Raw genomic sequence first — 20,387 nt, 5'->3', positions numbered from 1 at the left:
AACCCGATAGGGATTGAAACGGTATATATGCCTGCCGAAACACGATGACGCTCAAGTCTCAGCTGATGAGAAAACCCGATAGGGATTGAAACTAACGGTACCAGTCCCGGAACGCGAGGAGATCGGAGTCTCAGCTGATGAGAAAACCCGATAGGGATTGAAACCCTGCTGTACCGGTATCGGAAATACCTGATCGGTAGTCTCAGCTGATGAGAAAACCCGATAGGGATTGAAACGCACTCGCACTGATAGGTGTCCGGTCCGAGACAGTGAGTCTCAGCTGATGAGAAAACCCGATAGGGATTGAAACCATCCCCCAGCATCCTGCCGGTGATGAGTTGATACAGTCTCAGCTGATGAGAAAACCCGATAGGGATTGAAACTCGTCGAGAGGCTGGATTGTCGCCGTGGCTTTGGTCTCAGCTGATGAGAAAACCCGATAGGGATTGAAACCAAGAGTTCCAGTTCATCCCGGGCGCGAAAATCTGGTCTCAGCTGATGAGAAAACCCGATAGGGATTGAAACGGAACCACTCCTGATCCGGTCCCAAAGGGGGCAGGGTCTCAGCTGATGAGAAAACCCGATAGGGATTGAAACTCTGAGAATATCTGCACTAAGTGCACCACCGCACCTAGTCTCAGCTGATGAGAAAACCCGATAGGGATTGAAACGTACTCGGTGCCGGGCTTGTAGGCGATATCCAGCAGTCTCAGCTGATGAGAAAACCCGATAGGGATTGAAACCCGGATTGTCGATGCCATTCGCTCTCCGGGATCTTGTCTCAGCTGATGAGAAAACCCGATAGGGATTGAAACGATGAACGGGAGAGGGGCGTCGGCAAGGGCGGCGGCGTCTCAGCTGATGAGAAAACCCGATAGGGATTGAAACCGTTACGTCACATGCCATAACTTCGTTATGGATGGTCTCAGCTGATGAGAAAACCCGATAGGGATTGAAACCAGGGCAGTGGTGGGGCAAGAACGCCGCCCCAGTTATGTCTCAGCTGATGAGAAAACCCGATAGGGATTGAAACCAGCGTGCCATCAACGAAGCTGCAGAGGACCTGAGTCTCAGCTGATGAGAAAACCCGATAGGGATTGAAACGTGCGGTAGATGGGCGTCAACGTCACCCCGCCGCAAGGTCTCAGCTGATGAGAAAACCCGATAGGGATTGAAACAGATCGCAGGCGAGGCGGAAGGGGTCATCATCCAGTCTCAGCTGATGAGAAAACCCGATAGGGATTGAAACATTAAAATCTACCGCTTTGAGCCCGACAAACCATCCGTCTCAGCTGATGAGAAAACCCGATAGGGATTGAAACTGTGCGATATTTAAACCACCCCTGATGTCGATTCTGGTCTCAGCTGATGAGAAAACCCGATAGGGATTGAAACGACATTAACCAGAAAGTGGAGCAGTATCATAGGGGGTCTCAGCTGATGAGAAAACCCGATAGGGATTGAAACTCGCAAAATTATTATTCGGCCTGATGATCATATTGTCTCAGCTGATGAGAAAACCCGATAGGGATTGAAACCGAGGAGCGCGCCCGGAACCCTTGGGCGCCCGATCCGTCTCAGCTGATGAGAAAACCCGATAGGGATTGAAACCTCGCTGTCTGCCGGCAGGAGCGAGAGGAACGTCTCAGCTGATGAGAAAACCCGATAGGGATTGAAACTTTGCAGTGTTTGCAGGCCATATCAATCCCCGAGCTCGTCTCAGCTGATGAGAAAACCCGATAGGGATTGAAACGCCACCTCTCGCGCCCAGACAAACGTGAATCCCTCGTGTCTCAGCTGATGAGAAAACCCGATAGGGATTGAAACACTTCCCGGATCACCTTGACCTTCTCTCGGTTGTTGTCTCAGCTGATTAGAAAACCGATAGGGATTGAAACATGGCGACGTGGACCAGGCCCTCCTCATGGTCGAGTCTCAGCTGATGAGAAAACCCGATAGGGATTGAAACAGGTCTGCGCAGCCGCCGCCCGTGCCTTCTGTTCGTCGTCTCAGCTGATGAGAAAACCCGATAGGGATTGAAACTCCCACAATCGCCCCTCTACGCTCTGGCCATTAGGGTCTCAGCTGATGAGAAAACCCGATAGGGATTGAAACCTGGTTCGGCGCTGTCCAGGGCTGCTCATGCCTGAGTCTCAGCTGATGAGAAAACCCGATAGGGATTGAAACATGACCTTCGCCGGCAGCATCGCCGCCGCGACCGTCGTCTCAGCTGATGAGAAAACCCGATAGGGATTGAAACCTCTCGTAGACCACGACCTCGACTCGAGGCAGCCCGTCTCAGCTGATGAGAAAACCCGATAGGGATTGAAACTATGTCATCCCGGGAGAGCATGCTCCCCCCCTTGCAGTCTCAGCTGATGAGAAAACCCGATAGGGATTGAAACATCGCGGCGGGGGCGGGGGTGGTCCGGGAGAACAGGTCTCAGCTGATGAGAAAACCCGATAGGGATTGAAACTTACTCAGTAACACTCATCGACGCGATTGTGCTACCGTCTCAGCTGATGAGAAAACCCGATAGGGATTGAAACAGATCGTCGGCGGTATGGCGCTTGATACTGGCTCGTCTCAGCTGATGAGAAAACCCGATAGGGATTGAAACACATGTTCGCGAAGGGTGCGACGGACAACGAGTTCGTCTCAGCTGATGAGAAAACCCGATAGGGATTGAAACCGTTCTCGATCTCTGGCCTCTACAGCCCAGAGGAGGTCTCAACTGATGAGAAAACCCGATAGGAATTGAAACCATCGCTTAGTCCCCGACATCATACCCCCTCCGCGCGTCTCAGCTGATGAGAAAACCCGATAGGGATTGAAACCTCCGCGTTGAGGGCATGCCCCTTTCCCGGGCATACGTCTCAGCTGATGAGAAAACCCGATAGGGATTGAAACATCATGTTCTGGAAGTGGATCTGCAGCGGGTAGAGCAGTCTCAGCTGATGAGAAAACCCGATAGGGATTGAAACGTACCGGCAGATCACGCCCTTCTCCTCCTGGAAGATGTCTCAGCTGATGAGAAAACCCGATAGGGATTGAAACATGCGGTACTACCATGTGTTCAACCTGGAGCAGACCGGTCTCAGCTGATGAGAAAACCGATAGGGATTGAAACTAACTGAGGGGCGGCCGGTCTTCGGACGCGGGGTCCGTCTCAGCTGATGAGACCGATAGGGATTGAGGATGAGACGACGCTGATAACATCGCCAAAGGTCTCATGAGGGCGGCTTATGGGGACCGCCGAGGACAAAGAGAGCCCCTGATCAAAGAAGTTATCGGGGAGTCGAGGAGTCTCTCGAAACATCAGAGCAGGCCGCCTGTATGTCCTGGAGGAGGTGCGCGCCGAGTTGCAGGCGATGTGGCGACGCAGTAACACTCACGTCGACGGTTCGCGTCCGCAACGATCAGAAGCATATCCAAAATAGCACGATACCCTCCTCCCGAAACGAGTAAAAAGGGTTCCGACACTCGCGGCACCTTCGCGAGGTTCCCCACTACGAAGTTGGTTCACCGGTCGAAGATGTACCGGAAGCACTGGCCGGACCCCGTATGACCGTATTTTCCAAAACAACGTCGACGTGATCGTGCCGGGGAAATTTTACCAGGATCAAGGACCGGGCGGCGACCCATAAGCAGCAGAATTACACCATCATGAGGCCGTCTACAAACGTTGCGGGCATTCACTCCATGCCGATCCGAGAAACCCCCAGAATATCGAGTTCCGGGCACGTGCTTACAGATACATCTTGGAGGCGCAGGAACAATCTTCAGGAGATGCCCGAACCCCGATCCAAAGGTCCGAGGACAGTTGATTGTAGCAAATCGGGCACGGATATGACGTGGGCATTGTTTCCAGTTTTATCGTGAAGAAAAGTTAGGACGGAACCCTTTTATTCTCGACTCATAATAGACCCGAGATCGCCCCGTAAAAAGAGCGCGACCGTGACGGATAATACAAAAAAACGGAAAGGAAGAGACCATGAAGATTCAGGTGAGCAGAAATGGTCCATATATCGTGACCGGGGGTGTCCCGCTCATGACGATGGAGATCTCCTACGATGACGAGAGCGACTGCCGTTCATGGCGAAAGGTGGAGGAGTATCCTCTGCAGGAAGAGTATGCCTTATGCCGCTGCGGACATTCGAAGAACAAACCCTATTGTGACGGGACACATGAAAAGGTCCACTTTGACGGTACCGAAACCGCCGGGAATGAACCGTATCTCCAGAGCCCGACCCTCATCAGAGGACCGGAACTGGAACTGACCGATTATGAAGGGCTCTGTGTACACGCACGGTTCTGCATGCGGGCCGGGGGGATCTGGAACCTCACGGAACAGTCCAACGTCCCATCCGCCCGGGACACGGCAGTAGAAGAAGCGTGCAACTGTCCTTCCGGCCGGCTCGTTCTCCGCGACCGCAAGACGGGAGAGACGATCGAGCCCGTTCTTGAACGCTCCGTTGTCGTGGTAGAGAACCCCGCCAGAAGCGAACATGGACCGCTCTGGGTCCGCGGCGGAATCCCTGTCGAGTCCGCCGACGGAAGAACCTATACGATCCGAAACCGGGTTACGCTCTGCCGGTGCGGGAGATCGTGGAACAAACCGTTCTGCGACGGAAACCATATCGGATGGTGACGTCGCCGACCCACTTTTCCCCGACTGAACCCGGGGTCCCGCTCACGACGACATCCCGGCCAGGAGCAGGGAAAAAAGCACCAGGTCGTAGACCGTATGCGTGATCGCCGACGTCGTAGTGTTTGAGTAGCGGCGGATATAGGCAAAAACGATCCCCGCAAGGAAGACCGAGATGATCCCGTCCCAGCTGTACTGGAATGCGTGGAGCGACGCAAAAAGGAGTGCCGGGAGAAGGATGCCGAACCGGGGCTGGAGCAGACCGCGGATGCTCACCTCCTCGCCGAAACCTGCCGCAATGGACGCCATGATGATCCCGGGCAGGGTGAGCGAGCCGGAAAAAAGCAGGTTGACGGCCTCCCCGTCGGTGACCGGGAGACCGAGCCAGCCCACCAGCGTAGCAAGCACCGGGTCGATGAAGTGGAACGCGAGGACCAGCGCGAGAGCTCCGGCAACGGCAAGAACGACCTCCCTTCCCGTCGGCCGGACGAGCCCGAGCCGTTTCAGGGTCTCGCCGGGGGTACGGCGGACGTAGGCCCCCGCAATAAAGAACGAGCCGATGAGCGTCCAGAAGAGGGTGTAGGCGTTCAGCGTGACCGTGTCCGCGAGGAGGTCCCCGGACTCGAGCAGGAGGTCGAGGAACTGCGGCGAGAGGAAGGGCGGACCTCCCGTCACCAGGAGCGGTACCGGCGGTATCAGGATCAGGGCAATGACGACCACGAGCGCAACCGTATGAAGGAGGGAGTCCGGGTCGAAGGGAAGGTACCGGGCAAGCCGGACCCGGAACCTTCGGGAAAACCCAATGAGGCTTGCAAGCCCCGCGACAAGGACGCCGAGGAGGAGAAGCGCCACATCCGCGGCCAGGGCAAGCGTGACCGCGTCCGGGTCGAGTTCTCCGGTCGTGAGCACCTCTGCCGGCAGGATCGAGATCACCCCGATACCGGCCGCAGCGACCGCAAGCCCCCCGATGAGAACGAAGAGCCAGGCGACGGCGACCCACCGGAACACACGGTACCGGTCCTCCGCCAGGTAGACAAGCATCGCGAGAACGACAAAGAGCGCCACATCAAGTGCGGAGGAGAGAAACGTCCCCGCCTCACCGCCGACAACCCCAAAGGCCGCGACCAGGAAGACAAAGCCAAAGAAGACGATCAGTAGTTCCGGGACATGGTAGCGGAGTTCAATCGGCATGGTATCATCGATCCAGGATCTGTTGGCCCCGCGGCATGATGAACATAACTTAACGCCACCCGAGCCTCCCGATGACAAACCAGCCGAGCACACCCATAACCGTGAGGACCGCCGCCTGCAGCAGGAATATCGCTGGCAACGGTAACCTCGCCGCAAGACCGGCACCCACGAACGGGCCGACCGAGAGCCCCACCGAGTAGAGAGTGTTGTAGATGCCGTAGGCAGCGCCCTGCGAACCATGGTTGCGGTAGATGCCGGAGAGGATCGGCACCACCGACACCACGACGCAACTCAGCGTGACCCCCAGCACGAAGACGGCGACGGCGACGAGCGCAAGGGTCGGCGCCCGCATGGCGGCGGCAATTGCAATTCCCGAGAGAATGAGCCCGCCGCCGATGAGGTAGCGGCTGCCCCCGTAACGGTCGTAGACCCGTCCTGCGGCCGGCATGGCGAAAATTGCCGCAACCGCCAGCACCGCAAAGACGAATCCGATCGTCGCCGGGGAGGCCGAGAAGGCGGCGTGCAGGTAGACCGGGAGGTAGGGGTCCACGACACCATAGGTCCCGGCAACCGCGATGATAGCAGCCGCGCAGGCTGCAAGCGGAACGAGGTTTCCCGGGGGCAACATCGACGACCGCCCCGGACCTTCCTCCGATCTTGCGGTGCGCACCGGGACGGCGAAGACAAGGAGGCCGACCGCGGCCACCAGCACCGCCGGGATGAGGAAGGTGGCGGCATAGCCCAGATACTCGAAGAGCAGCCCGCCGAAAACCGGTCCGAGGACGGTCCCGACCCCGACCGCCGAGAGCGCGATCCCCATCCTCTCCCCGAGACAGGCCGGGTCGCAGGTCTCGGCAAGGAGCGCAAGCCCCGCGGACCATGTTGCCGCAGCCGCTATCCCCTGGACCGTCCGGGCAACGACCAGGTGCACGACCGTGGTCGAGACGCCGAAGAGAGCCGTCGCGAGGGCCAGGAGGAGCATCCCGACGATGATGAGGGGGCGGCGGCCCACACGGTCGGAGAGGAGGCCCATCGGGATGGAGAAGATGAGGAGCATGGCGGCGTAGAGCCCGAAGATGAGCCCGATGACCGATTCGTCCACCCCGAGCCGGGGGGCATACTGCGGAAAGACCGGGATGAGGAGGCCGTAGATCATCATGTCCAGGAAGATGACGAGCACGACCAGCACGATGACCGCGTCCGGAGATGCGGCGATGCGGTCCCGGTCCGATTCCCTGGTTGTCATGGCAGTATCCCTCACGGTATATTGGCGCCTTCAGCAGATATAGAAAACCGGCCGGAGGAGATCTCACAGGGGCCCCCGGTAGTACGCAACCTCGCGGGCGTAGGGGCGAAACGCTTCAATGAGCGCCTCCGCGTCGTCGTCGGGCAACGGATCGCTCCTCCCGGCGGCGGCAAGCGCCTGCACCTCGGCGGGTGTAAAACAGCCGACGATTGCAACGGAGATCTCCTGGGCAAGGGCGTAGCGGATGAGGGCCTCCGGCGTCACCCCCGCATCAGGAACAAGGAAATTCGACCCGCCGAGCACCTTCATCCCGATGACCGCAGCCCCCTGCTCCCTTGCGGTCGTGAGCGTCGAGGAGAGAAAACCCCCGAGTGCACCTTCCACCGGGTTTACGGGCATCATCACGGCATCGACCGGCCAGTTCTCCACCGCGTGCGAGAGAACATCCGGGTCGTGGTGTCCCGTCACCCCGATCTGCCGGACGATGCCGGACTCCTTCGCCTCGATAAATGCCTCAAGGGCACCGCTCGCTCCTTCGATCTCCCGGACCTCGGCGAAGGTCCGGACATCGTGGATCTGCCAGAGGTCGAGGGTCGCGATGCCCATCTTCTGAAGGGTCTCCTGGAGGTCCATCTCGGCATCCGCATGGTTCCTGCTCGCGGATTTGCTTGCCTGAAAGACTGATGTCCGGAGGTCGGGACGGCTTCGCCAGACCTCACCGTAGTAGTCCTCGCTCTCCGCGTAGACCTTCGCCGAGTCAAAATAGGTTATCCCCTGATTGAGCGCTTCCATAATGACGGCGTTTGCCTCCGCATGCCGCCCGTACGTCCGAAGGACACCCTCTCCCCCGAGCCCCACGGGGGTAACCCCACGCCCGGTCTTCCCGAACCTGCGCTTGCCCAGTGCCGTCATGGGCCGTCCTATCCGTGCCCGGCTATAAATATCTTCAGCTGCAGATACGCTCCGGTGCGGCACCACGGACCCAAAGAACATAGCGTCCGGGGTGGGCAACACAGGTCCAGTCCTCGATCCGGACTCACTGACGGCTATTCAGTCTAAGGTGAGATCTACAGGGCTTTCCAGGCATAACGGTAAATAAACGTCGCTCAATTCCATGATGCCGGGACACAACGCTGCTGTAAAAGATTTGACCAATACAGGCTCAGTTTTCAGAGGAGGGTAAAGTTTATCTACGCAAAGAGGCATCATCCACCCCATGAAGAGAATGTTTGGTATCCTTGCCCTCATGGTGATCGCGAGCATCATGATCGCAGGGTGTGTGCAGCCTTCGGGCAACGAGACGGCGACCCCCGGCACAACACCGGGACTGACCGAAACCCCGATGGAAACTGAAACACCGATAGGGACAGAGACACCAGCAGAAACCGAGACGATCGCGGGCACTGAAACCCCGATAGAGACCGGAACCACAACGGGCACCGAAACACCAGCAGAAACCGGGGCTACAGGCACTGAAACCCCGATGACGACGACAACGACCGTAGGTACCGAAACCCCGATGACCACCGCCGACGCGAACGCGACCGAGACCCCGCCGGGACCGCCGGGGGCGGTCGCCGCTGACGAGACCATCTCCATCACCGACAACGGGTATGTGCCGAACACAATCACCGTTCCTGCCGACACCACGGTAGAATGGACCAACGACGCCTCGACGAACCAGACCGTCTCGGCAACCGGAGAAGCGGCATTCTTCGATTCCGGGATGATCGAGCCGGGAGGATCGTACAATTACACCTTCAGCACCCCGGGTAACTACACCTACCAGTCGATGACGTCCGGGTTCTCCGGGGAAGTCATCGTCACCTTCTAACCCCTTTTTTTCCGCACCGGCGAAGCACGAGGACCCGTCCTATACCCGCCGGTATGTCCCGGCGGCCCGCACCAGCGTTTCTGCGAACCCCTCCGGGAAATAAGCGTGGGTGTACTGCCCGACCACGTTCTGGACGGTGAGTCCGTCCCGGCCGTTGCAGATTCCCCGGCCCCGGAGGAGTTCCAGGGCAAATCTCGTATCGGAAGCGCAGTCAAGACGGGAGTAGTGAAATTCGTGGCCCCGGAAGGTTGAACCCGGTGCAAGCACCGGCGAACCGCCGACAGCCCGGGCCTCCACGTAACCGAGGGCCTGGATGCGGTTCGTCATCGCGGCCGATGCCGGGAGGACGTCCGCCATCGGGTAATCGTCGTCGCCGACCGTGAGCCGCTCCGTGAGGTAGACAAGCCCGCCGCACTCCGCGTAGACCGGCATGCCGTCGTCGACCGCCCGGTGCACGTCCTCCCGGCACCGGGAAGACATAAGCGCCTCCGCGTGGAGCTCCGGGTAACCACCCCCGAGATAGAGGGCGTCGACATCCGGAAGCCGGTCCGCTATCGGTGAGAAGAAGACCGGCTCCCCCCCGGCCCGCCTGAGCCGGTCGAGGTTGTCGGCATAGTAAAAGCAGAACGCCGCATCGTTCGCGACGCCGATCCGGACTCCGACATCCGGCTTCTCCGTGGCCTCCGCCGGCGCAGGGAGGGGCGGGGCCGCCCGCGCGAGGTCCAGGACCCCGGAGAGATCGCACGTCTCCTCCACCACCGCACCGAATCCCGCCATCGTCCCGGTCTCAGCCGCCATCGCGAGGCCGAGGTGCCGGCTCCCGACGACGAGGTCGTCCCGCCGGGGGACCCACCCGTAGACCGGGAGGCTTTCCGTAGCCGCGATCAGCGCCCGATGACGGGGGCTCCCGACCCGGTTGAAGACAACCCCGGCGACCCGGACCCCGGGATCAAACTCCGCGTAGCCCCGGACAACCGCATGGACGCTCCGGGACGCCCCTTTTGCGTCCACGACGAGAAGGACCGGGGCGTCGAGGATCTTCGCGACGTGTGCCGTGCTCGCGACGTCGCCGCCATCGATCCCGTCGTAGAGCCCCATCACGCCCTCAACGACGGCGACATCGGCGCCGGCACATGCCCGGACGAATGTCTCCCGCACCCCCGCCTCCCCCATCATGAACGGGTCGAGATTGCGCGACACGCGGCCGCAGATGGCCGAATGGTGCGTGGGATCGATGAAGTCCGGACCCACCTTGAACGGCTGGACGACAAGCCCCCGGGCGGCGAGCGCCGCCATCAGGCCGCTTGCGAGCGTGGTCTTGCCGCAGCCGCTATGGGTTCCCGCGACGAGAACTCTCGAAATCGAACGCATATCACTCCAGTAGTGTTGAATATCGCAGGGGATAAATATGACCGGGAATAACTAACATATACCAAGGTAATTTGCACTAAAACAAGTGATCTGGATGGGCCGTTGCTATGGCGGTCCAGGTGGAGAAATCATGCATATTATGGAAGGATTCTTACCAAGCCCCTGGTGGGAGATATGGTTCCTCGTCTCCCTGCCCTTCATCATCATCGGGCTCTACCAGGTGAACAGGCTCGTCAAGGAAAAACGGGAAACCCTGCCGCTCCTTGCGGTTGCGGGCGCCTTCGTCTTCGTTCTCTCCTCGCTCAAACTCCCCTCGTTCAACGGGAGTTGCTCCCACCCCACGGGAACCGGGCTCGGCGCCGTCCTCTTCGGCCCCTTCGTCGCCGCCGTCCTCGGGCTGATCGTCCTCATCTTCCAGGCGGTCTTCCTCGCGCACGGCGGGATCACCACCCTCGGGGCGAACGTCTTCTCGATGGGAATCGCAGGTCCGCTCGTCGCGTACCTCGTCTATAAGGCCGGGACTCGAATGGGGGCGAACACCTATGCGACGGTCTTCGTTGCCGCAGCCCTCGCCGACCTCATCACCTACGTCGTCACCTCGATCCAGCTCGCGCTCGCGTTCCCGGGAACCGTCGGGTTCTTCGGGGCCTTTTCGGCCTTTGCCGCAATCTTCGCCGTCACCCAGGTCCCGCTCGCCATCATCGAAGGTGCGGTCATTGCGCTGGTCTTCAAGTACATCGTCCAGCTCAAGCCCGAGATCCTCACCCGCTTAAACCTCCTCCCTGAGGCGACTATCCAGAAACTCCGGGAGGCCGCGGCATGAAGTACGGCATGGAGATCGCGGTCGTCGCGCTCATCCTCATCTTTGCCGCTGTCTTCCTCGTCCAGGATGCCGCGATCCGGGCTTCCGGGGAGGAAGCCTGGGGCGGGGCCGACGGCGAAGCCGCCGAGCTCATCGAGTCCTCCGGTTACGAACCCTGGATCGAGCCCTTCTGGGAGCCCCCGAGCGGTGAGATTGAGTCGCTCCTCTTCGCCCTGCAGGCCGCCGTCGGTGCGATAGTCATCGGCTACATCTTCGGCTACTGGAAGGGCAACAGAAAAACCGCCTGATTTTTCTGGTTGTACCGCAAGATAGGAGACACAAATGCATGAGGTGCTCGAAGACTTTGCCCAGGAAAACGGTCTCCGTCAGGTAAGCCCGGCTCTCAAGCTCCTTATCGGGCTTGCGAGCATCCTCCTCTGCATCTCGTCTCCCGGCCCCGTCGCCCCTCTTCTGGTCGCGGCCTCGATGAGCGCCTCAATCCTTATCCTCGCAAAGATCCCCGCGCGATTTTACGCCCGCATCCTCCTCATCCCGGTCTCGTTCGCGGTGATGAGCATCGCCGTGGTTCTCTTCATCACCGGGAGCGGGACGGTGCTCTTCGAGGTCCCCGGCCTCCCCCTTGCAGTTACGGCGGACGGTGCGAATCTCGCCGTCCTCCTCCTCGCCCGGGTCTTCGGGGGCATGTGCTCGCTGTTCTTCATCGCGCTCACGACGCCGATGACCGAGGTCTTCGATATCTTCCGGAGGCTCCGGGTGCCCGCCGTCTTCATCGATCTCGTCATGCTCACCTACCGGTTCATCTTCATCCTCATCGAGGAGGCCGGCCAGATCTACCGCTCGCAGGTGATGCGCCTCGGCTACGGCCGGTTCCGGGAGTCGGTGCATTCGTTCGGGATGCTCTCCGGGGCGCTCTTCCTCCGGACCTGGGAGAGCGGCGAAGCCCTGGTCCTTGCGATGGACGCACGCTGCTACGACGGGAAATTCGGGATACCCGGCGAAACCCGGCCGGTATCCGGCCTCGCGCTCGCAACGACCCTGATCTACATCGGCGCCGTCGCGGGCGTATCGCTCCGAACCGGAGGTCTGACACTCATATGACGACACCACTGCTTGAAACCGACAACGTCACCTATACCTACCCAAACGGTCCGGCCGCCCTCACCGGAGTGAGCGTCCGGATCACTCCCGGGTCAAAGACCGCCATTGTCGGCCCGAACGGTGCCGGAAAATCGACGTTTCTCCTGATGCTCAACGGGATGCTCCGGCCCGCTTCGGGAGAAGTCCGCTTCTCCGGCCGGCCGCTCGCCTACGACAACCGGAGCCTCCGGGACCTCCGCCGGCGGGTCGGGTTCGTCTTCCAGAACCCCGACGTCCAGATCATCGCCCCGACCGTCGAAGCGGACGTGGCCTTCGGACCGGTGAACCTCGGCCTATCGCCCGACGCCGTCCGGCGTGCCGTCCGGGACGCGCTCGGCTACGTCGGGCTCCGGGGTTACGAGAAACGGCCGCCCCACCACCTCTCCGGCGGCGAGAAGAAACGGGTTGCCATCGCGGGCATCCTCGCAATGGAACCGGCGGTCCTTGTCTTCGACGAGCCGACCAATACCCTCGATCCCGCAAGTTCCGAAGAGGTGATGGAACTCCTCGACGAACTCGCCGCCGGCGGCCGGACGGTGCTGATATCCACGCACGACGTAGAACTGGCTTACCGCTGGGCCGACACAATCATCCTCATGGAGCACGGGCGCGTCCTCGCCTGCGGGCCGCCGGAAGAGGTCTTCTCGGATCACACCCTCCTCGCGGCCGCCAGGCTGAAACCGCCCGCCCTCCTCGACCTCTACAACGAACTCGGTCTCCGGGGAGTCATCGACCGGGGCGTTCCCCCGAAGAGCGTGCTTGAGTTCACCGACAGGATCGAACGGGAGACGCGCGGCCGCGCCCCGGCTCGGGACAAAACCGGAAAGATCTACCTCTGCAACGCCGACAGGATCGGCGGCGACGAACTGAAGGCGTTCATCGAGCGGAGCACGGCCGAGCACGTCGGGGCGATGGGAACCCGTGCCAAGGAGTTCGCCAACCGGGAGCGGATTCTTCTCGAATACACCTACGGCGTCATCGACAAGTGCATCTTAAAAGCCCTCATCGGAGAAGACTCGCTCATCATCACCACCGGAGGCATGATCGAGCACGTCCACCGCCGCATCGGCGAATACAGCGCCGAGAGCGGACAGGCACTCGCGGTGATCGCGGTGCAGGAATCGGAGAGTCAGAGACCCGTCCGGGTCCCCTCCCGCGGGTGAACCCTGCCGCATTGCCCAGGGATACGTCCGCACCCGGCATGTCCGCACCCCGGGCGAAGGTTAATCCGGTGCCGGTACCCGAAGGGTACTATGATGCTCGAAGAGGTAATTCATCAGATATCGGAGCAGACGAAACGGAAACGGATGAGCCTGCCCGACCACAAAACAAAGATCGTCTGTACCATAGGACCCGCATCCCGCTCACAGGAGGTGCTCGTCCGGATGATCCGGGCCGGTATGAACGTCGCCCGGCTCAACCTCTCCCACGGGTCGTTCGACGAGCACCGGGAGAACATCAGGAACATCCGGACCGCCGCGGACGAAGTCGGGCTCCCGGTCACGATCCTGATCGACCTCCCGGGACCAAAGATCCGGATCGGCGACCTCGCTAAAGAGCCCATGGAACTTCGCAAGGGAGAGACCGTCACCCTCACGACCGCCCCGGTTCAGAGCGATCCCGACCAGATCCCCGTCGATTTCGAGCAGTTCCCGCAACTGGTCGCGCCGGGAAGCATCATCTTTCTCAGCGACGGGTTCCTTCAGCTCCGGGTCGACGAGGTCGGGGAGAACGACGTCCGGGCGACGGTGATCATCGGCGGGCCCCTCCTCTCGCGCAAAGGGATGAGCCTCGTCGGCGGCGGCGGGATCGTTGCACTCAGCGCCGTGACCGACCGGGACCGCGAGTGCATCGACTTCGGGCTTTCCGAGGGGCTCGACACCTTCAGCATATCCTTCATCGAGCGGGCGGAAGATGTCCTGAAAGCCCGGGAGCACGCGGCCCTGTCGGGGAAGTCCGTCAGGGTGATAGCAAAGATCGAGCGGCAGGAGGCGCTCACAAATCTCGACGAGATCCTCCGGGAGACCGACGGAGTCATGATCGCCCGGGGCGACCTCGGGGTCCAGATTCCCATCGAGGAGGTCCCGACGGTGCAGAAGCGGATAATCCAGAAGGCCAACATCCTCGGTCGGCCGGTGATCACCGCGACGCAGATGCTGATGTCGATGACCGACAACATCCGGCCCACCCGGGCGGAGGTGACCGACGTTGCAAACGCCATCCTCGACGGGACGGATGCCGTCATGCTCTCCGAGGAGACGGCCATCGGGAAGTACCCGGCCGAGACGGTCGCGATGATGGCAAAGATCGCCCGGTCGACCGAGGAGAAGCGTTCGACCGTCGGGGCGGTGTGCAGCCCGCTCGAGTACTTCCGGCAGGGGAGGGGGCGGGAGAAGATCACCGTCAACGACGTCGTCTCCTTAAACGTCATCGAGGCGCTGGATGCGCTCGGCATCCGGTTCGTGCTGACGCCCACGCGCTCCGGGAGCACGCCGCGGAGCATCTCGCGGTTCAAACCCGATGCCTGGATCCTTGCGTTCACCCGGAACCCGGGAACCCTCAAGTTTCTGGCGTTCTCCTACGGGGTCTGTCCGTTCCTGATCCGGAGCGAGAAGGAATACTGGCACGGGGCGATCCTCGACTCAATCCGGGACTCCGGTCTGATCGGGTCCGGCGAGCGCGTGGTGCTCACCGAAGGGGTCTCTCCCGGGCGGGAGGGGACCGACTCGCTCATCATCCTCACGGTCGGGTGATGGAGGGAACACTGCCAGAGACCCTTCTGGACTCCCCCTTCGGGCATGAAAAACCCTATCCCGGTGGAGGGCGAACACTCATCAATCATGGGAGGGGTCGTTCTGGGCGGATTGGACGCACCGGGACGGGACGGCGTGCTGAAAGAGAAGACCGCACGCCTCTCGGTCGCGTCCAACACGCTTCTCGTCGTGACGAAACTGGCGGCCGGGATCGCGATCGGCTCGGTCGGGCTCATATCCGAGGCAATCCACTCGGGCATCGACCTGATAGCAGCGGCCATCGCCTACTTCTCCGTCCGGGAGTCGGCCCGGCCCCCCGACGAGTGTCACACCTTCGGTCACGGGAAATACGAGAGCATATCCGGCCTTCTTGAAGCGGTCCTCATCCTCGTCGCCGCACTCATCATCATCAATGAAGCAGCGCAAAACCTTCTCGGCGGAGAAGAGACGCTGAACGTGGAGGCGCTAGGACTGGGTATCGGGGTCATGCTGCTCTCGGCCGGAGTAAACTTCTACGTCTCCTCCCGGCTGATGCGAGTGGCAAAGAAAACCGAGTCGATCGCGCTTGAAAGCGATGCCTGGCACCTCCGGACGGACGTCTACACCTCTATCGGGGTCGTGGCGGGGCTCGTTCTGATCCGGCTGACCGGTCTTACGGTCCTCGATGCCCTCATCGCGCTCGCGGTCGCCGTCATCATCCTGAAGGCGGCATTCGACCTCATCCGGCGTTCGTTCGAAGACCTCGTCGACCGGAGCCTGCCCCCGGAAGAGGAGGCCCGGATCCGGGAGATCATCAACGAGCACTGCTCGGCAGTCATCAACTTCCACCGGCTCCGGACCCGCCGTTCGGGGCCGAACCGGTTCGTGGACCTCCATCTCGTCGTCCCGAAGACCGCAACCCTCGAGGAGGCGTACGGGATCGTGAAACATATAGAGACCGACGTCAAGCGGGAGTTCCCCCGGACAAGCGTTACGATCCGGGTCCAGCCCTGCACCGGAGAGGACTGCTCTGCCTGCGGGGTCTTCACCACCTGCCCGGTGTGCGACCACCGCACGAAGAGGTTAGCGGAGCATTAATCACGCCCTCAATCTCCGGCAAACCCGGGTCCAGCCTCATAATCTTTGGGCATGCAGATACAGTCCCCGATGGACCGGTTCGACGGTTCCGCCACTGCTTCAGAGCAGTACCGTAAGGGTGAGGCAGGCCACGACCGGGACAACGAGGTTGTCGTCCACGGGGCTCACCAGTTCGGCAAGGCCCGTGACCGCGGCCGTCGCCAGAGCGGCCGCCGGCGGGACGAGGAGGCAAAGGGCGGCCGTCGTCACCGCGACACCCGCAAGCGTCCCCTCAAGGGATTTATGGTTGTAGATCCGGGTCCTGCCGAACCGGACGCCGACGAGGGTGGTGACGCTGTCGAGAAGCGAGAGCACCACGAGCCCGGCGAAGGCTATCTCTCTGCCGAAGAAGAAAAGGCAGAAGAGCGCCCCCAGAGCGAAGAAAAGGGCCCCTTTGCCCGGAACGGCATCCCGCCGTTCAAGACCCGCAATGACCCAGGAGACGACCGGAATGGTGTAGCCCCGGGCGACGGCGTCGGAGAAGATGAACCCCACAAAGAGCGTGAGTATGAGGACGGTGAGGGTGATGTCGCGGTCGAAGAAGTGGACAAAACCCGCGATCCCGAGGCCGAAGACAAGATGGACGACCTGCCGGAGCGACTCGTTCATCTGCAATGATAGGCGCCGAACCGGTTAAATCCTCTGCAAGCCGGTGCAAGCCGCGCCGGATAAGCGGCCCGAGACTCACGGGGAACGGCACTTTCGGATAAATTCCCGGGCTTCCTCGTCGGTGATCGCATAGGCTGCCTGGGCGTCGAACGCGACCGCACGGAGGATCACCGCGACGTCGTCGAGGCGGCGCTTGTGGTCGCCGCGAACGTGCTTTCTCACCTCGCGAAGGGTTTCGAGCGCGGTCCCGACATTGGCGATCGTGCATAAGGCACTCTCCCGGGTACCGGGATCGACGATGGGAAGGGTGCGGGGCGACCGGGTAACAGGAACAGGAGTCATACTCCCCTATCCTCACCCTCCGGGAACTTGAACCTGCTGGAACCCGCTCCGACAATGTCTTATCCCGACGTCCCAAACCGTCAACTACCCCCCACTGAAGTGGGGGGCATGATACCGTAGGTGGCACCATGCTCTTTAGGGGCTTCACGATTCCACCTCTCCCCCGATGTCGGGGGAGCGGACCGCAATAGGCCGGTTGACAGCGGCCCTGGCAGCAATGTCGCTGCACTGTGGTGTCGTTTGCGCCAGGTGTATAGCCGTGATCCGCAGGAGATGCTCCTGCTTCGTGCCTTCCATAGCGCAACAAACATCTGTTGGACTTCCTCCGTCATTAAGTATACCCATGCGCGGGGTGAAAGTATAACGGGATATGCGAAGGGCCGATTCCTCCCACAACTTAAGTCGCAGGAATCCTCGGCCCACTATCTTGAACGGTAGATCCTCCCTCCCGGGCGACGATCCATGACCACAGACGACCATACAACCGAGACCTCCGGACAGGGCCGCTGGAAAACCCTCCTTATGCATCCCTGCATCATAGGTGCCCTGAAATTCACCCTCCCGCTCGCCATCATCCCGGCCGTCGTTACGGCCCTTTACCTGACCGAGCCCTACGAACGGTTCCTCATCATGTCCGGGCTGATCATCGCCTATTTCATTCCTCCCGCCGGGCATGAGACGATCATTCCGCTCGCGATCCTGGCGGGCTACTCCTGGTGGCTCATCACGGCCGTGATCTTCCTCCTTGACGTAGCCGTCTCCCTCTTTGTCGTCTGGAACTTCGACCTGGCACTGAAGGTCCCGCTCGTCGGCCGTCTGCTTGAGAGCGGGATGACGATAGCCCGAGACTACATCGAGAGCCAGGCATGGCTACGGCGGTTTTCGACGGTCGGACTCACTCTCCTCGTCTTTGTCCCGCTCCAGGGGACCGGGGCGATGAGCGGATCGGTCCTCGGCCGGCTGCTTGGACTGGCAGAGTTTCGGGTCTTTTGCTGCGTCTGCATCGGGTCGCTCGCCTCCTGCCTCGTCTTCGCCCTCGGGGCCGACGTACTTCTGAATATCTACCGGGATGATCCGATGCTCGGCACCGGGATTCTGGCCGCTATCGTCGTTGTCGTCCTCGCGGCGGTCGCAGGCTGGTGGGTCCACGGGAGGAGACTCCGGGAACGGCGTCTTTCGTAACCAGGCAGGATCGAACCGGTCCGTGAACGGGGAGGCACCGCGACCGAACGGCAAGACGAGTTCATGCTATGATGTTGCCCCGGAACGCCGGAGGGAACACCCATTCACACCTCGGTGCTCACGCTCACTGTGCTCGCGCCTCGAAGGCTTTTAGCCCTCTCGATTACCGTTGTTTCACCGGATATGACCTTTCCCCCGGCAAACACATGCGAAAATGCTCTAAGCCATGGGGGATCTTCGATCATCGGATATTTTAAGCAGATCCTAACAAAAGGTCGTAATTATCCGCAATAGCAAACCGGTTTTTCATATTAATTCTTGAATTCATCACATCAATTATCATTAAGATATAATTTAGTAAAATTTATGACCGGTGGATCTCAATAGAAACCATACTCTGTAAGGGCGAGATCCCGGACAATTGCCATGTTGACGGGTCTTTTCCGTGTACTCCCGCAGGGACAGAGTTGACGATAGAGAGGTAAAACAATGAGAAAGACGTGTGGATTGTTCATCGTTCTGATTCTGGCGGCAGGCATGCTGGCCGCCGGGTGTACATCGACCCAATCGTCCGGGCCGGGTCCGGAAAACACCCTTGTCGTAGGGGAGATGTGGCGCGTGTCGTCGATCAATCCCGGAGACGGGCACGACGGAGGCACCTTCATCACGGAGAAGGCAATCGTGACCGAGACCCTTGTCGGTGCGGACGCCAACTTCACCCTCGTGCCGAACCTTGCCACCGCCTGGCGGCAGATCAACGACACGACGTGGGAGTTCGACCTCAGAGAAGGGGTGCTGTTCCACAACGGGGAGGAGATGACCGCCGAGAGCGTCGTGTTCTCTCTGGACCGGGTCGCCGAAAGTTCTCCCGGCACCGCAACGCTTCTCGACTACAACTCTTCCGAAGTGGTGGACCGCTATACTCTCCGCATCCACACAAACACGTTGAACCCGCTTGTACCGGGAACGCTGCACTATCCGGACACGGCGATCATCCACCCGGATTCATACGATGCCTCCGGGAAGTTTATAACGCCGATCGGAACGGGTCCGATGAAACTTGAGTCCTTCGACGAACAGACCGGGGAGGTTGTCGTCGTCAAGAACAGCGAGTGGTGGGGCGGAGAGCCCGGTCTTGATCGGATGATCATCCGCGGCTACGAGAGTCCGGCAACCCGGGCAATGCTTGCCGAGAGCGGAGAGGTCGATTTCACCGTCGATCCGCCCTATAGCGAGGTTGATCGTCTGGACGCTCTCGACGGGGTTCACGTGGAGAAGTACAACACGCCGAGGATCTACAAACTCGACGTCAACCTGAACCGCCCTCAAATGGACGATAAGAACGTTCGTAAGGCGATATCCCACGCAATCGACCGCGACGGGATCGTCGACAACGTCCTCTACGGGGTAGGGAGTCCGGCCGGAGGCGTCTTCCTCCCGACGATGACCTGGGCGAACACCACCCTGAAACCCTATACCTACGATCCGGCGCTTGCAAAGCAGTATCTTGCAGAATCGGGGTGGACCGACACGGACGGCGACGGATACGTCGACAAAGACGGCAAGAACCTCAAGGTGAAGGTCGTGACCTATACCGAGCGCCCGGGACTGCCGCCGATGCTTGAAGCCATTGCGGCAAACCTCAAGTCCGTCGGCATCGAAGTCGAGACGCTCTCGATGGAAAACAGCGCTCTGACCGTTGCCATGGCCGACGGCACCTGGGACCTCTATCTCTCCGCGACAAACCTTGCGATGGTCCCCGACCCGGAGTATGTCCTGAAGGGCTGGTACACCACCACCGGGTCCAGCAACACGGCGGGCTACAGCAACCCGGAGGTCGACCGCATGATCATAGAGGGGCACAATATCAGCGATCTTGACGAACGCTACGACCACTTCCGCCGGATCGAGGCGATCGTCTACGATGACCTGCCGACGATCAACGTCGCCTATTACGGCGTCGCCGTCGTCATGAAAGATACCGTAAACGGCTACAAGTTCGATCCGACCGCACACGACTACCGGATCGATCCGTTCATGTCCATCTCGGCATGAACCCATTTTTCGATCGCAAAGAACCGGGAAGGGCGGAAGCATGAAGGAAGAAAGTTCTCAAACAGAGCGGCGGGAATGC

The 20,387-nt window shown here is 60.5% G+C and carries 16 protein-coding genes and 2 CRISPR repeat arrays; of the genes, 10 read left to right on the top strand and 6 right to left on the bottom strand.

The window, feature by feature from the left end:
- Window positions 1-55: 55 nt before the first annotated feature.
- Window positions 56-1,827: a CRISPR direct-repeat array (repeat unit 37 nt; unit sequence GTCTCAGCTGATGAGAAAACCCGATAGGGATTGAAAC).
- Between the two features lie 104 nt (window positions 1,828-1,931).
- A CRISPR array of direct repeats spans window positions 1,932-3,058; the repeat unit is 37 nt; unit sequence GTCTCAGCTGATGAGAAAACCCGATAGGGATTGAAAC.
- A gap of 937 nt (window positions 3,059-3,995) precedes the next feature.
- Entirely contained in the window at window positions 3,996-4,652 is a 657-nt protein-coding gene (locus tag BP737_RS01980) for a CDGSH iron-sulfur domain-containing protein (RefSeq protein ID WP_342685841.1), read from the top strand.
- A 42-nt stretch (window positions 4,653-4,694) separates the two neighbouring features.
- On the opposite strand, the gene BP737_RS01975 is transcribed toward BP737_RS01980, so the two are convergent.
- The 3 genes from BP737_RS01975 to BP737_RS01965 form a co-directional block, all read right to left on the bottom strand.
- On the bottom strand, window positions 4,695-5,840 hold the full coding sequence (locus tag BP737_RS01975) for a CPBP family intramembrane glutamic endopeptidase (protein ID WP_292409956.1): 1,146 nt from the start codon (window positions 5,838-5,840) through the stop codon (window positions 4,695-4,697).
- A 49-nt stretch (window positions 5,841-5,889) separates the two neighbouring features.
- Window positions 5,890-7,086, bottom strand: a complete 1,197-nt coding sequence (locus BP737_RS01970) for an MFS transporter (RefSeq protein WP_292409957.1) — start codon at window positions 7,084-7,086, stop codon at window positions 5,890-5,892.
- A gap of 63 nt (window positions 7,087-7,149) precedes the next feature.
- Window positions 7,150-7,998 (bottom strand): aldo/keto reductase, encoded by an 849-nt coding sequence (locus BP737_RS01965; protein ID WP_292409959.1) that lies wholly within the window; start codon window positions 7,996-7,998, stop codon window positions 7,150-7,152.
- A 304-nt stretch (window positions 7,999-8,302) separates the two neighbouring features.
- Here BP737_RS01965 and BP737_RS01960 point away from each other — a divergent pair, with 304 nt between their 5' ends.
- The gene (locus BP737_RS01960; protein ID WP_292409961.1) at window positions 8,303-8,920 is read left to right on the top strand and encodes a cupredoxin domain-containing protein; all 618 of its coding nucleotides are present in this window, start codon (window positions 8,303-8,305) and stop codon (window positions 8,918-8,920) included.
- 39 nt (window positions 8,921-8,959) lie between these two features.
- On the opposite strand, the gene BP737_RS01955 is transcribed toward BP737_RS01960, so the two are convergent.
- On the bottom strand, window positions 8,960-10,291 hold the full coding sequence (locus BP737_RS01955; protein WP_292409962.1) for a cobyrinate a,c-diamide synthase: 1,332 nt from the start codon (window positions 10,289-10,291) through the stop codon (window positions 8,960-8,962).
- Between the two features lie 130 nt (window positions 10,292-10,421).
- Here BP737_RS01955 and BP737_RS01950 point away from each other — a divergent pair, with 130 nt between their 5' ends.
- The 6 genes from BP737_RS01950 to BP737_RS01925 all read left to right on the top strand — a co-directional run bounded on the left by BP737_RS01950 (window position 10,422) and on the right by BP737_RS01925 (window position 16,081).
- Window positions 10,422-11,114, top strand: a complete 693-nt coding sequence (locus BP737_RS01950; protein WP_292409965.1) for an energy-coupling factor ABC transporter permease — start codon at window positions 10,422-10,424, stop codon at window positions 11,112-11,114.
- Window positions 11,111-11,401: an energy-coupling factor ABC transporter substrate-binding protein gene (locus BP737_RS01945; protein ID WP_292409967.1), complete on the top strand. Its 291-nt coding sequence runs from the start codon at window positions 11,111-11,113 to the stop codon at window positions 11,399-11,401. Before BP737_RS01950 ends, BP737_RS01945 begins: the two co-directional genes overlap by 4 nt.
- 34 nt (window positions 11,402-11,435) lie before the next feature.
- Window positions 11,436-12,212: a cobalt ECF transporter T component CbiQ gene (gene cbiQ, locus BP737_RS01940; RefSeq protein ID WP_292409970.1), complete on the top strand. Its 777-nt coding sequence runs from the start codon at window positions 11,436-11,438 to the stop codon at window positions 12,210-12,212.
- Window positions 12,209-13,414, top strand: coding sequence for an energy-coupling factor ABC transporter ATP-binding protein (locus BP737_RS01935; protein WP_292409972.1), 1,206 nt, complete (start codon window positions 12,209-12,211; stop codon window positions 13,412-13,414). The genes cbiQ and BP737_RS01935 overlap by 4 nt, the downstream gene beginning before the upstream one ends.
- Window positions 13,415-13,504: 90 nt before the next feature.
- Window positions 13,505-15,004, top strand: coding sequence for a pyruvate kinase (gene pyk, locus BP737_RS01930; protein ID WP_292409974.1), 1,500 nt, complete (start codon window positions 13,505-13,507; stop codon window positions 15,002-15,004).
- Window positions 15,005-15,091: 87 nt separating this feature from the next.
- Window positions 15,092-16,081 (top strand): cation diffusion facilitator family transporter, encoded by a 990-nt coding sequence (locus BP737_RS01925; protein WP_292409976.1) that lies wholly within the window; start codon window positions 15,092-15,094, stop codon window positions 16,079-16,081.
- A 99-nt stretch (window positions 16,082-16,180) separates the two neighbouring features.
- Here the strand turns inward: BP737_RS01925 and BP737_RS01920 are convergent, their stop codons facing one another.
- Both BP737_RS01920 and BP737_RS01915 read right to left on the bottom strand, forming a co-directional pair.
- Window positions 16,181-16,729: a diacylglycerol/polyprenol kinase family protein gene (locus BP737_RS01920; protein ID WP_292409978.1), complete on the bottom strand. Its 549-nt coding sequence runs from the start codon at window positions 16,727-16,729 to the stop codon at window positions 16,181-16,183.
- 75 nt (window positions 16,730-16,804) lie between these two features.
- Window positions 16,805-17,071: a hypothetical protein gene (locus BP737_RS01915; RefSeq protein ID WP_292409980.1), complete on the bottom strand. Its 267-nt coding sequence runs from the start codon at window positions 17,069-17,071 to the stop codon at window positions 16,805-16,807.
- A gap of 462 nt (window positions 17,072-17,533) precedes the next feature.
- On the opposite strand from BP737_RS01915, the gene BP737_RS01910 reads away from it, so the two are divergent.
- The gene (locus tag BP737_RS01910) at window positions 17,534-18,253 is read left to right on the top strand and encodes a small multi-drug export protein (protein WP_292409982.1); all 720 of its coding nucleotides are present in this window, start codon (window positions 17,534-17,536) and stop codon (window positions 18,251-18,253) included.
- Between the two features lie 489 nt (window positions 18,254-18,742).
- Window positions 18,743-20,308 (top strand): ABC transporter substrate-binding protein, encoded by a 1,566-nt coding sequence (locus BP737_RS01905; RefSeq protein ID WP_292409984.1) that lies wholly within the window; start codon window positions 18,743-18,745, stop codon window positions 20,306-20,308.
- The last annotated feature ends 79 nt before the right edge of the window (window positions 20,309-20,387 follow it).

The organism is Methanoculleus sp. UBA291 (genome assembly GCF_002499755.1).
Classification (GTDB): Archaea; Halobacteriota; Methanomicrobia; order Methanomicrobiales; family Methanoculleaceae; genus Methanoculleus; species Methanoculleus palmolei.
The sequence above is the reverse complement of the archived record's forward strand: the minus strand, read 5'-3'. Positions and strand labels throughout refer to the sequence as shown.

Coding starts and splice junctions, on each gene's coding strand:
- BP737_RS01980 (WP_342685841.1), top strand. CDS start 3,996: ATGAAGATTCAGGTGAGCAGAAATGGTCCATATATCGTGACCGGGGGT.
- BP737_RS01975 (WP_292409956.1), bottom strand. CDS start 5,840: ATGCCGATTGAACTCCGCTACCATGTCCCGGAACTACTGATCGTCTTC.
- BP737_RS01970 (WP_292409957.1), bottom strand. CDS start 7,086: ATGACAACCAGGGAATCGGACCGGGACCGCATCGCCGCATCTCCGGAC.
- BP737_RS01965 (WP_292409959.1), bottom strand. CDS start 7,998: ATGACGGCACTGGGCAAGCGCAGGTTCGGGAAGACCGGGCGTGGGGTT.
- BP737_RS01960 (WP_292409961.1), top strand. CDS start 8,303: ATGAAGAGAATGTTTGGTATCCTTGCCCTCATGGTGATCGCGAGCATC.
- BP737_RS01955 (WP_292409962.1), bottom strand. CDS start 10,291: ATGCGTTCGATTTCGAGAGTTCTCGTCGCGGGAACCCATAGCGGCTGC.
- BP737_RS01950 (WP_292409965.1), top strand. CDS start 10,422: ATGCATATTATGGAAGGATTCTTACCAAGCCCCTGGTGGGAGATATGG.
- BP737_RS01945 (WP_292409967.1), top strand. CDS start 11,111: ATGAAGTACGGCATGGAGATCGCGGTCGTCGCGCTCATCCTCATCTTT.
- cbiQ (WP_292409970.1), top strand. CDS start 11,436: ATGCATGAGGTGCTCGAAGACTTTGCCCAGGAAAACGGTCTCCGTCAG.
- BP737_RS01935 (WP_292409972.1), top strand. CDS start 12,209: ATGACGACACCACTGCTTGAAACCGACAACGTCACCTATACCTACCCA.
- pyk (WP_292409974.1), top strand. CDS start 13,505: ATGATGCTCGAAGAGGTAATTCATCAGATATCGGAGCAGACGAAACGG.
- BP737_RS01925 (WP_292409976.1), top strand. CDS start 15,092: ATGGGAGGGGTCGTTCTGGGCGGATTGGACGCACCGGGACGGGACGGC.
- BP737_RS01920 (WP_292409978.1), bottom strand. CDS start 16,729: ATGAACGAGTCGCTCCGGCAGGTCGTCCATCTTGTCTTCGGCCTCGGG.
- BP737_RS01915 (WP_292409980.1), bottom strand. CDS start 17,071: ATGACTCCTGTTCCTGTTACCCGGTCGCCCCGCACCCTTCCCATCGTC.
- BP737_RS01910 (WP_292409982.1), top strand. CDS start 17,534: ATGACCACAGACGACCATACAACCGAGACCTCCGGACAGGGCCGCTGG.
- BP737_RS01905 (WP_292409984.1), top strand. CDS start 18,743: ATGAGAAAGACGTGTGGATTGTTCATCGTTCTGATTCTGGCGGCAGGC.